Source organism: Corynebacterium sp. MSK310, from assembly GCF_030227355.1.
GTDB classification, from domain to species: Bacteria; Actinomycetota; Actinomycetes; order Mycobacteriales; family Mycobacteriaceae; genus Corynebacterium; species Corynebacterium rhinophilum.
Genome location: NZ_JASPFZ010000013.1, coordinates 13,805 through 28,251 on the forward strand (window position 1 = coordinate 13,805; position 14,447 = coordinate 28,251).

At 63.4% G+C, this 14,447-nt stretch carries 15 protein-coding genes and 1 pseudogene; 4 read left to right on the plus strand and 12 right to left on the minus strand.

Annotation, left to right across the window (positions count from 1 at the left end; all coding sequences use genetic code 11):
- Positions 1–42 precede the first annotated feature (42 nt).
- Positions 43–948 carry a 1,4-dihydroxy-2-naphthoate polyprenyltransferase gene (locus QP891_RS09380; protein ID WP_284771023.1) on the plus strand — a complete coding sequence of 302 codons (906 nt, stop codon included), beginning with the start codon at positions 43–45 and terminating at the stop codon, positions 946–948.
- Positions 949–970: 22 nt separating this feature from the next.
- On the opposite strand, the gene QP891_RS09385 is transcribed toward QP891_RS09380, so the two are convergent.
- Positions 971–1,294 (minus strand): DUF4229 domain-containing protein, encoded by a 324-nt coding sequence (locus tag QP891_RS09385; protein WP_284771022.1) that lies wholly within the window; start codon positions 1,292–1,294, stop codon positions 971–973.
- A gap of 38 nt (positions 1,295–1,332) precedes the next feature.
- On the opposite strand from QP891_RS09385, the gene QP891_RS09390 reads away from it, so the two are divergent.
- Positions 1,333–1,608 (plus strand): hypothetical protein, encoded by a 276-nt coding sequence (locus tag QP891_RS09390; RefSeq protein WP_284771021.1) that lies wholly within the window; start codon positions 1,333–1,335, stop codon positions 1,606–1,608.
- Here the strand turns inward: QP891_RS09390 and QP891_RS09395 are convergent.
- The 7 genes from QP891_RS09395 to hemL form a co-directional block, all read right to left on the minus strand.
- On the minus strand, positions 1,605–1,862 hold the full coding sequence (locus QP891_RS09395) for a helix-turn-helix domain-containing protein (RefSeq protein ID WP_023016668.1): 258 nt from the start codon (positions 1,860–1,862) through the stop codon (positions 1,605–1,607). The two genes, QP891_RS09390 and QP891_RS09395, sit on opposite strands and share 4 nt — an antisense overlap.
- Complete coding sequence (gene ccsB, locus QP891_RS09400) at positions 1,863–2,927, minus strand: c-type cytochrome biogenesis protein CcsB (RefSeq protein WP_284771020.1); 1,065 nt, start codon at positions 2,925–2,927, stop codon at positions 1,863–1,865.
- Positions 2,928–3,009: 82 nt separating this feature from the next.
- Positions 3,010–4,641 carry a cytochrome c biogenesis protein ResB gene (locus QP891_RS09405; RefSeq protein ID WP_284771019.1) on the minus strand — a complete coding sequence of 544 codons (1,632 nt, stop codon included), beginning with the start codon at positions 4,639–4,641 and terminating at the stop codon, positions 3,010–3,012.
- A 7-nt stretch (positions 4,642–4,648) separates the two neighbouring features.
- On the minus strand, positions 4,649–5,452 hold the full coding sequence (locus QP891_RS09410) for a cytochrome c biogenesis CcdA family protein (protein ID WP_284771018.1): 804 nt from the start codon (positions 5,450–5,452) through the stop codon (positions 4,649–4,651).
- Positions 5,453–6,070 carry a TlpA disulfide reductase family protein gene (locus tag QP891_RS09415; protein WP_284783272.1) on the minus strand — a complete coding sequence of 206 codons (618 nt, stop codon included), beginning with the start codon at positions 6,068–6,070 and terminating at the stop codon, positions 5,453–5,455.
- Positions 6,070–6,678 carry a histidine phosphatase family protein gene (locus tag QP891_RS09420; RefSeq protein ID WP_284771016.1) on the minus strand — a complete coding sequence of 203 codons (609 nt, stop codon included), beginning with the start codon at positions 6,676–6,678 and terminating at the stop codon, positions 6,070–6,072. The genes QP891_RS09415 and QP891_RS09420 overlap by 1 nt, the downstream gene beginning before the upstream one ends.
- 50 nt (positions 6,679–6,728) lie before the next feature.
- On the minus strand, positions 6,729–8,039 hold the full coding sequence (hemL, locus tag QP891_RS09425; RefSeq protein WP_284771015.1) for a glutamate-1-semialdehyde 2,1-aminomutase: 1,311 nt from the start codon (positions 8,037–8,039) through the stop codon (positions 6,729–6,731).
- A 135-nt stretch (positions 8,040–8,174) separates the two neighbouring features.
- Here hemL and QP891_RS09430 point away from each other — a divergent pair, with 135 nt between their 5' ends.
- Together QP891_RS09430 and QP891_RS09435 are read left to right on the plus strand one after the other, a co-directional pair.
- Complete coding sequence (locus QP891_RS09430; RefSeq protein WP_284771014.1) at positions 8,175–9,014, plus strand: NAD(P)-dependent oxidoreductase; 840 nt, start codon at positions 8,175–8,177, stop codon at positions 9,012–9,014.
- A 115-nt stretch (positions 9,015–9,129) separates the two neighbouring features.
- A pseudogene (locus tag QP891_RS09435) lies at positions 9,130–10,170 on the plus strand (HNH endonuclease signature motif containing protein).
- A 362-nt stretch (positions 10,171–10,532) separates the two neighbouring features.
- On the opposite strand, the gene QP891_RS09440 reads toward QP891_RS09435, so the two are convergent.
- From QP891_RS09440 to QP891_RS09455, 4 genes are read right to left on the minus strand one after another with little or no spacing between them, the layout of a single operon-like run.
- Entirely contained in the window at positions 10,533–11,915 is a 1,383-nt protein-coding gene (locus QP891_RS09440) for a protoporphyrinogen oxidase (RefSeq protein ID WP_284771013.1), read from the minus strand.
- Positions 11,916–12,950, minus strand: a complete 1,035-nt coding sequence (gene hemE, locus QP891_RS09445; RefSeq protein WP_284771012.1) for a uroporphyrinogen decarboxylase — start codon at positions 12,948–12,950, stop codon at positions 11,916–11,918.
- Between the two features lie 38 nt (positions 12,951–12,988).
- Entirely contained in the window at positions 12,989–13,588 is a 600-nt protein-coding gene (locus QP891_RS09450) for a tellurium resistance protein TerC (RefSeq protein ID WP_284771011.1), read from the minus strand.
- Positions 13,585–14,445 (minus strand): hypothetical protein, encoded by an 861-nt coding sequence (locus tag QP891_RS09455; RefSeq protein ID WP_284771010.1) that lies wholly within the window; start codon positions 14,443–14,445, stop codon positions 13,585–13,587. The genes QP891_RS09450 and QP891_RS09455 overlap by 4 nt, the downstream gene beginning before the upstream one ends.
- Between the last annotated feature and the right edge of the window lie 2 nt (positions 14,446–14,447).

Genomic DNA, 14,447 nt, shown 5'->3' on the forward strand with positions numbered 1-14,447 from the left:
CCCAGCTTCCTGATTGCTTTACGCCCACTACGCAGTGGCACAATGGTGGCTATGACTTCATCAGCCGGTAATTATTCCGCGACCGCCAAGGATTGGATCAATGGTGCTCGCCCACATACGTGGGCCAACGCCTTCGCACCCGTTATCGCAGGTACGGGCGCGGCCTTCGGTATTAGCGGCGGGCATATCGGCCGCGCGGTGTTCGCGTTCATCGTGGCGTGGGCGCTTATTATCGGCGTGAACTATGCCAACGACTATTCCGATGGCATCCGCGGTACCGATGATGACCGCACCGGCCCGCAGCGGCTGACCGGCAGCGGGCTTGCGCAGCCGCGCCACGTGAAATACGCCGCCTTTGGCTGCTTCGCCGTCGCCGGCCTGGCCGGAATCATCCTATCCCTGGCCGCTGGTGCCTGGTGGCTCATCCTCATCGGCGCGCTGTGCATCGCCGGTGCGTGGTTTTATACCGGCGGTAAGAACCCCTACGGCTACCGCGGTTTGGGCGAGGTCGCCGTCTTTGTCTTCTTCGGACTCGTCGCCGTGCTCGGCACCGAATTTACCCAAGCCGGCCGCATTTCCTGGACGGGCCTAGCCCTGGCCATCGGCATCGGCGCCATGAGCTCCGGGGTGAACCTGGTCAATAATATCCGCGATATTCCCTCCGATGCCGAGGCCGGCAAGATCACCCTCGCGGTACGGCTGGGCAATAAGAACGCCCGCCTGCTTTTTACGGGCCTACTGCTCTTGCCCTTCGTACTTACCATCGCGGTTGCCTTCGGCAGCTGGCTCGCGCTGGCTGGCCTGGTCTACTTCCCGTTTGCACTCCGCGCGGTGCGCACGGTCAATCGCGGCGCCACCGGACATCAGCTCATCCCCGTGCTGGGGCTGACCGGGCGCGCCATGCTCATCTGGGCAGTGATCGAGGCCATCGCCGTCGCCCTCATCTAGTCCAGGGCTAGGCTTTGCGCGCCTAGGCCTCCGCGCGGCCTTCCAATTCGGCCTGTACCCAGCGCTTGTGCGCCTTGCGTTGCGCGGAGTACTCCGCCAGCGTCTGCGTGGCCTCGATGCGCCAGTTTTTAAATATCAGCATCGATAGCGGCAGGGCCACAAAGAGCGCTAGGAGCGCTGCCACGAGTACGGGAATGGGGAAACCAATCCCTACCGCCAGCAGCTCGATGACCGCGGTGAGCGCGAGAAAAAGCACCACGCGCGCGAGCCCGTATTTCCATAGCGCCTTGCGCGAACGACGGCGCAGTTCGGGGTCTGGTTTCGGTGGCTCAGGGTTGTGCGTCATGGGGGTCGATTGTACGCCGTACAGGTAGAATAATCCGCATGGGTCGACTAATCCTCCTACTGCTTTTTGTCCTCGCCGCTTACCTGGTGTGGAAGGCCTTTGGGCCATCGTCCTGGAAGTCCCGCCAGGTTGAAGAACAACCGCGTTCCATCAAGGGCCCCGATGATGACGAGGAATTCCTGTGGAACCTGGAAAAGGAGCGCTTCAAGCAGCGCCGCAAGCAGGAGGCCGAGGAAGAAAAACGCCGCCAGCGCCGCACTCGCGACGCCGACGGCAACAATGGTTCAAAGGGCCCGAACGACAACCAGGATTAATCCTTTGGCACGAACCGCATCTCAAGTCCCAGCGCTTCTGCCACGGCGGTAACCTTCTCCCACCGCACGCCTGCCCCACCGTGCTCGATGGTGTGGAGGGTGGAGCGGGAGACCTGGGCGGCATCGGCAAGCTGCTGCTGGACGATGCCCAACTCACGCCTCCGCTGCGCAATCTGCGCGCCCAAGCCCAAGATGAGCTCGTTATCGCCGGCCGGCTTTCCCTGTTTATTGCGCGGGCTATGGTTGGTGGCCATTTAGTTCAGCCCCGCATAGGAGTGCAGGCCGGAGACCACCATATTGATGAAGAAGAGGTTGAATACCATCGCCGCCATGGCCAAAACGTTGATCCACGGCGCCGCCTTGCGGAAGGCCGGGGTCGCGCGCGCGTGCAGGTAGGCCGCATAGAGAATCCAGGTGGCAAAGGACATGGTTTCCTTCGGGTCCCAGCCCCAGAAGCGACCCCACGCGGATTCGGCCCAGATGGCGCCCAAGATGATGCCGAGGCCCAAGGTGGGCAGGGTGATAACGGCCAAGCGGTACGCCAAACGGTCAATCTTGGCCGCAGATGGCAGCGGATAAGCCAGAGCACCAAAGATGCCGCGCTCCGCGTTCTTTGGCTGCCACTGGCGCAACAGGGTCAATAGCGAGATGATGCCGGAAATGATGCCGATGGACGCGCCCAAGGACACCACCGTGACGTGGATGGGCAGCCAGTGCGATTGCAGGGCCGGCACCACCGGTGCAGACTCCGCATAGAGCTTGGTGGAGCCGTAAAACATCAGCGCCAGTACCGGGGTAAGGATCCACGGCCAGACCGTGCGCCATTCCTTGCGCTGCATGGCGATATTGCCCACCAGCAGCACGCCAAAGCTCACCATCAACACGTACTCGTAGAGGTTGCCAAATGGGAAACGGCCCGTCGCCAGACCGCGTAGCACGATGGCAGCGGCATGCAGGGCAATGCCAACCCACATCAGCGAGCTGGTCATGCCGCCGAGCTTATCCAGCTTGCGTTCCTTTTCCGCGACTTTTTCCTCGCTCATAGTTGCTGCCGCGGAGGCTGCCTCAGCTTCGTAATCGGTGCTGGCATCCGTTGCGCCCGTGCCGGTTGCAGCGTCAGAGCCGGTAGCGGTGCCAGCCTCGGCCCCTGCGCCGACCAATACCTTGGACGCCTCCGAGCGGCCCACGCGGCGCGCCTCGATGAGGCTGCGTATGCGGCCGTAGTACAACAGCGACATCAATAGCGCGACGCAGTACACCACGAATGCGGTCTGCACCGCGAGATCCGAGAAGTTCGACAGATTCTGATCAATCTGCAAGGGAGTCCACCTAGCCTTCACACGTGCGGGATAATGCTGATTACCTTACTCATGCACACAGCGGGATCCAACTATAGTTGGATCAATCATCAGTATAGAGTTTGTCTTCTTCCACCTCATCTGGATCCGGAAGCTCCAAGAGCGCGCGGTGCAGCTCGTGGAATTCCTCAGACCAGCCGGCGCGGTCGGTGCGGGCGAGACCACCCATCTCGAGGGTGGTGCCGCCGGCAGACTCCGGCTGCAGGCGAATATAGACGCGGCGGCGCTTAATCATCAGCGAGGCCACGAGGGATACCAACATGACCAGCGCGGATGCCAGCACCCAATTCTGGAATGGGTCATAGGAGACCTGGTAATTGGCAAATTCATTGGCACCGTCAAAGGTGATCTTGGTGCCATCATCAAGCGTGACGTCATCGCCTTGGCTCAGGTTCACGCGGTCGATCTTCTGCAGCTGCCCCGAGTGCACGAGGTTTGAATCCAGCGAGAAGAGCGACTGCGGCGTACCGGTATCGAGGCCGGCATCACCGCGGTAGATATCGACCGCCAACGCCGGATCATTCAGGCCCGGGTGGGAGGACTGCAAAAGCTTGCCGTTCTCACCGCTCCACTCGGCCGTCGGGGCGAAAAGCCCCTGGATGGCCAGCTGGTTTTGGCGGCGCTCGAAAAGGTCCGGGTACATGCCTGCCGGCGGGTCAAAGCGCAGCACGCCCGAAGATAGGAAGAAGGTCGTGTCAGTGGGCTGGAATTGGATGGTCTGCGTGCGCTTTTCACCATCCGGCCACTCCACCGTCACCGTCGGTGCATAGCCGTGGCCCTGCAGGTAGACGCGGTTTTGCGCCAAGCGCAGCGGGTGGTTGACCTTGAGCTCATAGTCCTTCCATTCGGAAGAGTCCTTATAAATATCGTCACCCTCCGCGTAGGAGACGTTGGAGGTAAACATCTCCGCCTGGCCATTGGGCAGGTACTTCGCGGTGAAGTCGTGCGCGGTCATGCAGAAGGGGTGGAGCCCAGTGCCATCGAAAAGCGGCCCTGCCCGGAAGGAGTCAAAGTTCGAGGTGGAGGTATTACAAAACTCCGTGGACTGCTCCAGCGAGGTATTGCCGCCCTGCGAGCCGGACTCCGTCACCACGATGACCTGGCCCTCGTAGTTGACCAGGCGGCCGGCGGCCACGGTGACCAGGATCGCTACCAGCGCGACGTGGAAAATGAGGTTGGCCAGCTCGCGGCCGTAGCCGCGCTCGGCGGAAAAGGCGTGCACCCCGGCGCGATCCTTATCCGGGCTGTATTCGGCCACGCGCCATTTTTTCAGGCGCTTGTGGATCTCCGCGCTGAGTTCTTCCTCGCTCTTTTCCGAATGCCCCTCGGCGCTCAGCGGCAGGCGGTGCAGGTACTTCGGCGCGCGCGTGGGCTGCGTGCGCCACGCCTTGTAGTGATCGATGGAGCGCGGAATGATGCAGCCAATGAGCGAGACCGCCAAAAGCAGGAAGATGGCTTGGAACCAGATGGAGGAAAAGACATCAAAAAGCTGCAGCTTATCGTAGATTTCCGCTACGGTGCCATTGGATTCGATGAACTCCTGCACGTTCTGCTCGTTCAGGTCGCGCTGCGGCAAGAGGGAGCCGGGGATGGCGGCGAGCGCCAGCAGGAAAAGCAGGGCCAGCGCGGTGCGCATGCTGGTAAGCCAGCGCCAGGCTTTGCGGATATATTTCACGTTTCTCCTAAATGAGGGTTGCGCCGTAGTCCACGGTCCATTTCTGGATATAGGAAATAAACTCGCCCCACAGGCCGGTAACCAGAGCAAGGCCCACGAGGATCATCGCCACGCCGCCAATGATCTGAATGGTGCGCGAATGCTTGCGGGCCCACGAAATGGTGCGCATCGCCCGCGCGGACCCCAGCGCCACCAGCAGGAACGGCAGTCCAAGGCCCAGGCAATACCCCACGATGAGCAGGGCGCCGCGGGCGGCGGTCATGCCTTCGGTGCCGGCGGAAATGGACACAATCGCTGCCAGCGTGGGGCCCAGGCACGGCGTCCACCCCAGCGCGAAAACACCGCCCAAAAGCGGCGCGCCCAGCCACGTAGTCCAGCGCTTTGGCGCCAGGCGGGTGTCTTTCTGCAGCGCTGGAATAGCCCCCAGGAAGACCACGCCCATCAAGATGGTGACGCCACCGCCCACGCGCATCAGCGTATCGGCGTTGAGCGTGAGCGCGGAAATCGCGCCAAAGACCGAGACCGTCGCCAGTACAAAGACCACGGTAAAGCCCAAGATGAACAGCGCTGCCGCCAGCACGACGGCCCATTGCCTGCGCTTGCCGACGCCCACCCCCAGCTTCTCGTCATAGCTCACCTCACCGCCAACCACGCTAGCGAGGTAAGAGATATAGCCGGGCACCAGCGGGATGACGCAAGGGCTGGCAAAGCTGACGAGACCCGCCAGAGCCGCGGCGAGGATGCCGAGGATCAACGGGCCGGAGGTGGCAGCTTCGGCAAACTGGCCGCCGATATTTGCTGCGTATTCCATTTATTCCTTTTCTAATTCATCCACAACATCCATCACGTCATCGGTGGTGATGGACCGCAAGAAAACGGTAGCCGGGCGGTGTTGTTTATCCAAGACGATCGTGGTCGGCACCACGGACGTAGGTACGCCGCCGAGCGCGGCGGCCGTCTTAAACGGCGGGTCATAGATGGAGGGGTAGTCCAGGCCGTTATCGTCCAAGAAGTCATTGGATACCTGCGGGTTATAGTCGCGCACGTTGATGCCTAAGACCGTGCCCAAGTCGCGTTTTTGCAGCTCGGCGTGCACCGCCTGCAGATCATCGGCCTCAGCGCGGCACGGCGCGCACCACTGACCCCAGGAATTCAAGACCACGACTTCGCCCTCGTAGTCATCCAAGGAAATGGTCTTATCCGTATCGCGGACATCGGCGCCGCTGAAGCTGCGCAGCGGTTTCCTATCGGCTTCCTCGTAGTGGATTTCCCGCTCCCCGCCCGGGGAGATGAACTCGAACTCGCCGCCGGTGGCCACCGCGTTTTGGGCGTTTTCGGCGTCCTGTGTGCAGGCAGAAAGGGTCAAGGCGGTTGCAGAAAGCGCGGCTGCCACAACGCGCGTTGCCGCACGGGTGCGTGTGCGTGCCATTAAATCTCCTGCGCCGGCGCGGAGTAGAAGATATCGGTGACCTGGTTATCCTCAAAGAGCAGCGAGGTTACCGAGGCCAGCGCGCACTCGCGATTCCACGGCGCATGCGGCAGGCGCTGGCCCAGCACCGTGCGCTGCACCATCACGATGGGCAGCTGGTGGCTCACCAGCACGGCCTCGTGGCCTTCTGCCGCGGTATGCGCGCGGTCGACCGCACCGAGCATGCGCTCGGCGATGCCCTCATACGCCTCACCCCACGACGGCTCCAGCGGGTTAGTCAGCTTGGGCCAGTGCCGCGGGTTCCACAGCGCCGATCGCAGGCCCTTGGTGCGCAAGCCCTCGAATTGGTTGCCGGACTCAATGAGCGTCTTATCGACGTCCACATTTAACCCCGTCACCTGCGCAATCGGCCGCGCCGTTTCCTGCGCGCGCTGCAGCGGCGAGGCCGCCAAATAGGTCACATCATGATCGCGGAAGCTTTCCGCCGTCCGCGCGGCCATGGAATGCCCGCGCGAGGATAGGTGATAGCCCGGAATGCGCCCGTACAGGATCTTTCCTGGGTTGTGTACCTCGCCATGGCGCACGAGGTGAACGATGGTGCGTGTCATGTCTCTCCTTGTTGAGCAGGCCTAATTGTGCAGGCCTAGTTGCGCAGGCCTTATTGTGCGGGACGCGCTGCGGCCGCGGCCTTCGCGGCGGGCTTGAGGGCGGCATCGATGCGCTCAAAGTCGGCATCGCCAAGAGCATCAGAGACGAACCAAGTCTCGAACGCGCTCGGTGCCACGTAGATGCCGTTTTCAAGCAGCGCGTGGAAGAACGGGGCAAAGCGGAAGTTCTCCGCGGACTGCATATCCGCGAAGTTGCGGCCTTCGCCCTCTGCGAAGCGAATGGAGAACATGGATGCCGCGCGCTGAATGTGGTGCGCCACGCCCTCAGCCTCCAGCGCGGAAGAAATCATCGCGCCGAGCTGGTCGGCCTTTTCTTGCAGGCGGGGGTAAAGGGATTCATCGGCAAGCTGCAGCGACTTCAATCCCGAAGCCATCGCCACCGGGTTACCGGACAAGGTGCCCGCCTGGTAAACCGGACCATCCGGTGCCAGGTAGTCCATGACCTCGGCGCGACCACCAAAGGCCGCAGCCGGCAAGCCACCAGAGACCACCTTGCCAAAGGTCACTAAGTCCGCCGCCACGCCATCGACGCCGTACCAACCCTTATACGAAGTGCGGAAGCCGGTCATGACCTCGTCGAGGATGAGCAGGGCGCCATCGGCATGCGCGATCTCCTTCAGCGCCGCGTTGAAGCCCTCATTCGGGGCCACGGTGCCCATATTGCCGGCAGAGGCCTCCGCAATGATGCAGGCAATCTGGCCCTCGTTCTCCGCAAAAGCCTCGCGCACCGCATCCAGATCGTTATAAGGAACGACGATGGTATCCTTCGCCGTCGCCCCCGTAACACCCGGCGAATCCGGCAGGCCGAACGTCGCCACGCCCGAGCCCGCCGATGCCAACAGCGCATCCACGTGCCCGTGGTAGCACCCCTCAAACTTCAGCACCTTCGCGCGGCCCGTATAGCCGCGGGCCAAACGCACCGCCGACATGGTCGCCTCCGTGCCGGAGTTAACCATGCGCACCTTATCGGCCGCAGTGCGCTTGACGATTTCCTCCGCCAGCAGCGCCTCCCCCTCCGTCGGCGTGCCAAAGCTCAGCCCGCCGGTGGCAGCCCGCTGCACGACCTCCACGATTTCCGGGTGCGCATTGCCGTGGATCATCGGGCCATACGAGCTCACGAGGTCGACGTACTCATTGCCATCGACATCCCACAGGCGTGATCCCTCGCCCCGCTCAATCACGCGGGCCTGGCCGCCCACGGAGCCGAAAGCGCGCACCGGCGAGTTCACCCCGCCCGGGATCACTTTGGAGGAACGCTCGAACCACTGTTGCGACTGGGAAGTATTAGGCATGTCTGTCATTCTAGCGACTCGCGCGACATACAAAAGTTTGACTGTGCATGTCGGCGTAATTCACAGCAACCCACTAAGCTTCCCCGCGGTTCCGTGACACGTCATAGAAACAGCATTCCCACCGAGATGGCACACTGGGGAGGTATGAAGATTGCATTTTTAGGAACCGGACGCATGGGCACCGAGCTTGCCCGCCACCTACTATCCGAGCACGAGGTGACGGTGTGGAACCGCACCGCTGAGCGCGCGCAACCGCTCGTGGACGAGGGCGCGGCGCGCGCCGATACCCCTGCCGCGGCCATCGAGGGCGCCGAGGTCATCATCACCTCCCTCTTCGGCCCCGACCAGATCCGCGAGGTGATCATCGAGCCGCAGCTTATCCCCGAGGGCATTACCTGGATCGACACCACCACCGTCTCGCCTGACGATGCCCGCGAGTTCGCCGCCGCCGTCGGCTCCTACGTCCACTCCCCCGTCGTGGGCTCGCTGGGGCCGGCGCGCGAGGGCAACCTGGGCGTTTATGTCGGCACGCCCGACGATGACCGCCGCGAGGTCGCCCTCGGCCTTGCCGAGGCCTGGGCCGGCGAAGAGAAGCTGATTGGGGTGGAAACGGCGGCGACGGCGGCCATCGGCAAGCTGCTGGCCAACCTTGCCCTAGCCGTGACCGCCGAAGGCCTGCTCGAAGCCCTGCAGCTCGGCGAATCCGAGGGGCTCGATTCCGAGGTCATCCTGCAGATGCTCGACATCACCGGCCTGTCGTTCATGTCGAATATGAAAGGCCCATTCATCACCGGCGAACGCAATACCGACCCCGGCGATTTCACCGTCGACGCCCTGGCCAAGGACGCCAAGCTCATGGAGAGCACCTCCGATAAGCCCCTGCCCGCCGTATCCGCTGCCATCGAGCGCTTCGCCGAGATGCAGGACATGGGCCACGGGAATCAGGACTTCTCGTCCATCTTCGTTTTCCGCAATAAGGGCTAGTTATTCACATGTCGCGTCAACGAACCGCGGCCTTTTAGCGCTTTTCGGGCGAGTTATCCACAGGCTGCGCTCGCGCGCCGCGCTTTAGTTGCGCTATCACCTTAGGCTGCGTGGCATGACAGCACTTCAGGCATACCTCGCGGCCCTGGCGCCCGGCATCGACATCGTCGCCGGGTGCACAGGCATGTCCGCCCGCGAGCTGCGCGCGGCCGGTGCGCCGAATCGGACGGCGCGCACGCTGCTCACGCTTGCCGATGCCTTCTTCTCCCCCACCTCCTTTTCCCGGCAACAACGCCGCGCCGTGGCCGCCGCCCGCGAACGCGCCCACGCGCTGCCAACGCTGGAGGTTATCGAGCGCTACGCCACGCGCGCCAAGACCAAGCGCCAGGCGTAGCAGCTGCGGGTGGAGCTCTGCCGCACCGCTGCGGATACCGATGAGATGGAAAAGCTCGCGCGCAAGAAGCTGCGTGAAATCAATCCACCCACCCCACCGCGCCCCGGCGTGCGCATTCGCCGCCGCAAGGACGCGCCGTGGACGCTCGCGATTACCGGGCCATCCTCCCTCATCGCGGACTTAGAGTCCAACCTGGACGAGGATGCGCCTTTAGATTCCGTCGCGGGGCTTTTCTCCGGCGCCGCCGCCCCGCGGCCGACGGTGACGACCAATGCGATCATCACGCTCGACGAGCTCGACCGCATCATCGACGGTGACGGCGAAGAAATCACCATCCAACTCACCAATGGTGCGCGGCTTACCGGCGCCGAATTGGTCGCGCGCACGCTTTCCGAGCGTGGCCTTATCACCCTCGTGCATCCCTTCGAGGGGGCGGTGAACCTCTACCGCACCGAGCGCATGGCCAACGAGAAGCAGCGGCTCATGGCCGCCGCCGAAAATCCTGTCTGCCCGTGGCCGCGGTGCAATTATCCCGCGGATAAGTGCCAAATCCACCACCTAGAAGCCTGGCAGCACGGCGGCGATACCAATATGGCCAACCTTGCGGCCTGCTGCCCGTACCACAACGGCGTCAACGACGATGACCCGAATGCCCCACCGCGCCGCGGTCACCTCGCCCGCAGACGCGGGCGGGTGGTGTGGCAACCGCCCTGGGCCGACACCGTGCCCGATGCCGTGCCCGGCCCCAGCGCCGAATCCTAGCGCCCAGGCCCCAACCGGCATTCCCGGCCGAGGGGTCAGGCCCTCGCACATGCCAATTATCTGCGCGCATGTCAGGTTTCCGCACGCGCGTGCATTGGCCACAAGCGCCTGGTCAGGCAGCAGTAACCCTGCTGCCTGTTTAGGCATGCCCAAATCCGCCTCGCTGCTTATTCCGAACCGCATCACGGTTCAGCCGCGCCATCGCCGGTGATGCTTAACTACCGCCAGCACCAACCACCAACTTCGCTAGCTGCAACCGGCGCTGGCTCCCAGTGGAGTCAACTACAGCCGGGGTTAGTTTCAACCACCACGGACTGCAAGTGGTGCCAATGGCAAGCAAACGTTAATTGCAGCCGCGCGAGCTAGCTGCTAGCGATGCGGGCGGCGGCAGCGCGTGCATCCGCGATGACCGCAGGCACGCCCACGCCGCCGGCCCAGGCACCGGTGACGTCGACGCCTGGGGATTGAGACAAGGCATCGCGCACGGCCGCCACAGTGTCGAGGTGGGTGGCATCAAAGCGCGGCAGGCCGCCGAACCAACGCTGGGTGAAGATTTCGGCGACGCCAGCAGCGCGGCCGTCGAAGCCGGTCAGGTGCTGCAGGTCATCGAGGGCGTAGTCCACGAGGTCGTCTTCTTCGGCGCGGACGATGGCGTCGTCGCCGAACCGGCCGAACGAGGCACGCACCAGCGCCCCGCCGCGCTCTGCCAGGTGCGGCCATTTGCGCGATGACAGCGTGAATGCCTTTGCGTGCACGTCATCTTGGTCGGTGGCGACGAGGATGCCGGAGTTTTGTGGCAACGCGGTACCGGAGGGATCGGTGTCGGAGTCGAATTTGAGGCCCACGACTGCCGATGCCGCCAGCTTCACCCCCTTCAACCGCGTTGCCGCATCCGGAGCCACCTTGGGCAGCAGGCGCGCGGCGGTCGGTGCCGGGGTAGCTACCAGCACGCGGTCGAAGGGCGCAGTATCGCCCGGCGCGCCGGCCAGGCGGAACTTATCGCCCTCGCGCGTGATGCCAGAAATGAACGTGTCAACGAAAATCTTGGCGCGGGATTTTTCGGCCAGGGTCTCATAGAGTTCGGCGTAGCCGCCGCGGAAGGTCTGGAAAACAGGCCCGCCGGCGCTGGGGTTCTCTGCACGGGATTCCTCGAGGGAGCGCACGGCCGCAGAGAGGGTGACGGGGCCGGAGGCGGCGAGGGTATCGAGGGCATCGGCAAGCGTGGGGATGGTGGCGCGCAGGCCCAGGTCATCGGCGGTGCATGAGTACACCCCGCCCAGCAGCGAGGAAACAACGCGGTCCACCAGGTCGCCGCCGTATTGTTGACGCACCAACTCACCGACCGAGACGTCGCCGCCCACGGTCCACGCGAAGGGCTGCTCGTTATCGATGCGCCGCACCGTGTCCTCCGAAACTAGGTGTGCGACCGGCTCGGAATGCGACGGAATGCCCATCACCCCGCCCTGCGGCAGGGCCTTGAGCTCCCCGCTGTAGACCAGCGAGCGCAAACCTGACGGGTCAACTAAACTGCCGCCCAAGCCGAGGGCGTGGAAGAAGTCCACGGCATCGCGCCGACGGGCGAGGAATGCCTCGGCACCCATGTCGGTGGGGCCGTCATTAAACGGCACGGAATACAGCTTCCCACCGATGCGCCCGGCGGCCTCGAAAACCTCGACGTCGTGATCGCGCAGTTCGTAGGCGGCGGTAAGGCCGGCGAGGCCGGCACCGATGATGGCAATACGCATTTAGCCCTCCTCGTGAATGATGGATACGGCGCGGGTGATGGCCTCCGCGTCGGTAGTGGGCAGCACCCCGTGCCCAAGGTTCCAAATGTGGGTGTCGATATCGCCGCGCTGCTGGGCGCGCTCGACCTCGCCGCGGATGGTGCGCACGGCTTGGCGCACGGCATCGTCGCCGGCGAAAAGCAGCGCTGGGTCGAGGTTGCCCTGCAGCACGCGGGAGCTAACGCGCTGGGCGGCGGCGTCCATGGCCACGCGGTAGTCCACGCCCATAACCTCGGAGCCGGCTTCGGACATCGCCGGCAGCAGCTCGCCGGTGCCCACGCCGAAGTGGATGCGCGGAATATCGACGCTGGCCAGGATTTCCTGCGAATATGGCAGCACGAACTCGCGGTAGTCGCGCTCGTTGAGGTAGCCGGCCCAGGAATCGAAAAGCTGCATGGCGTCAATGCCGGCATCGACCTGCACCCGCAGGAAGTTAATGATGGTGGGCACGAGCCGGCGCATGAGCATGTGCCACGTTTCGGGCTCGGCGTGCATGAGCGCCTTGGTGCGCTCGTGGTTCTTGGATGGCCCGCCCTCGATAAGGTAGCTGGCCAGGGTAAATGGCGCGCCGACGAATCCGATGAGCGCTTGGGTCTCGGTCAACTCGCCGAGGATTCCCGCAATGCCTTGGGCAACTTCGGGCACGTCGGTATCAAGAATAGGCAGCTTGCCGATGTCCCCCTTCTCCCTCACCGCCTTCTCCATCACCGGCCCGCGGCCGGGCACGATGTCGACGTTGACGCCGGCTGCCTTGAGCGGGACCACGATATCGGAAAAGAGGATGGCCGCGTCCACGTCATGGCGGCGCACCGGCTGGAGGGTGATTTCTGCGAGGAGTTCCGGCATGAAGCAAGAGTCCAGCATGCCGATGCCCTCGCGGGCGGCGCGGTACTCCGGCAGTGAGCGACCAGCTTGACGCATCAACCATACTGGCGGACGGGAGGGGGTGCGGCCGAGCGCGGCATCGATAATGGGGGCGCGGTTAAGTCGAGACATACTCCTCATTATGAATCAAAAGTTGGAGCAGGGGCTAATTAGCCGCGCCGCGGGTCTTGCGTTCCCTGTGCGCAAGCCAGGCGCCAGTCGCTCCCGTGGAGGCTGCGGTGGGCAATGAACCGGTTGGACTGGGGCCGGAAGAGCAGGACCACCGCGATAAGCAGCGTCACGGCGATCAGTAGCAGGCCGAGACCACCGATACCAAGCGCCAAAGCTGCGATATTGAAAAAGAGGGCAATCGCAATGACGACTGAAATAATGCGGCGCGCCCACTTCGATCCATTGGCGAGTTGCGCGGAAAAGAGCGCCAGAATGATTGCGCCGATGATATTAAATACCGAGACGAATAAGCGGTTCGACCGCACGTACTCGGCGATGCCCGAATCCGAGGGCTCCATCTGCTCGCCGCCCCCGCCGAAGATACCGACCATGCCGCTAACCAGCATGATGACGGCTGCAACAACGAGCACCCAATACGCCCACTGGAGAGGGCGCGGCCACACGGACAGGTCTTGTTCCTGGGTGATGTTTTGTACGGGGCGGTTATAGTCGCGGGGGCCTGGGCGTTGATTCTTATCCGCAGCATCGTCACTTTGACCGTCATCGCGCCGGCCGTGGCCGGGGAACATACTGGTCATCGGTTGTCCTTGTGGTCATCGCCAAGCGATTGCTGGGAGGAAGTTTCCTTACCCCGATCCTTGGCACCCTTCTCCTTGGCTTCCTGCTTTTCGCGCTTCTCACGCTCTTTATCCCGGCGCGCCTGCTCGAGTTCCTTTTCCAGCTCGCGCATTTGCGCGAGTTCGCCAGTGTAGTCGAGGGTGTCGGGCTTAATGGAAAAAATGAGCCCCAATACGGCGGCGACGCCGACCAAGATTTGTACCATGCCGTCGGCGGCAAAGAGCCAGTCGGGGACGTCAGCACCCGTGGGCGTGACCATGAAAGTCAGCAGGATGCGGAAACCGAAGTAAATGGAAAAGGCGAACCAGATGCGGCGCGAGGTGCCCGCGCGTTTTGATGGCCCCGCCAGCGACTTCAGTAAAAAGAGCAGCAGCACCAGCACGCCGATGGCAATGGCAGCCGATAGCGCCACCGACCCATAGGCGGCCATTTCAATTAAGGAGTCCGAAACTTCTTCGCCGTCTTCGCCACCCGAGGTGCTTTCGACCATCTGCTTGGCCTGTGCCATGAGCACATCGTGGTTGAGCAGGGTCAGCACCACGTTGAGGATCTGGTGGACGGTCTCCCCGGCGACGACGCCCAGCCAAAGCCACAGCATGTAGACCACGGTCTCGGGGCGCTTGGAACCGCCCTGCGAGCCCTTGCCGCGCTGGTCACGCGGGTCACCGGGCTGCGGCGACCGAGGCTGCAGCTTAGGCCGCGATTCTCGTTGAGGCTCTCGCTGCTTATCGCGCTGTGGCCCAGGATTGCCGGCCTGTGGCGACTCGGGCTGCGGCGACTCAGGGCGCGGCGACGGACGAGGAGAAGGCTGTGTCACAA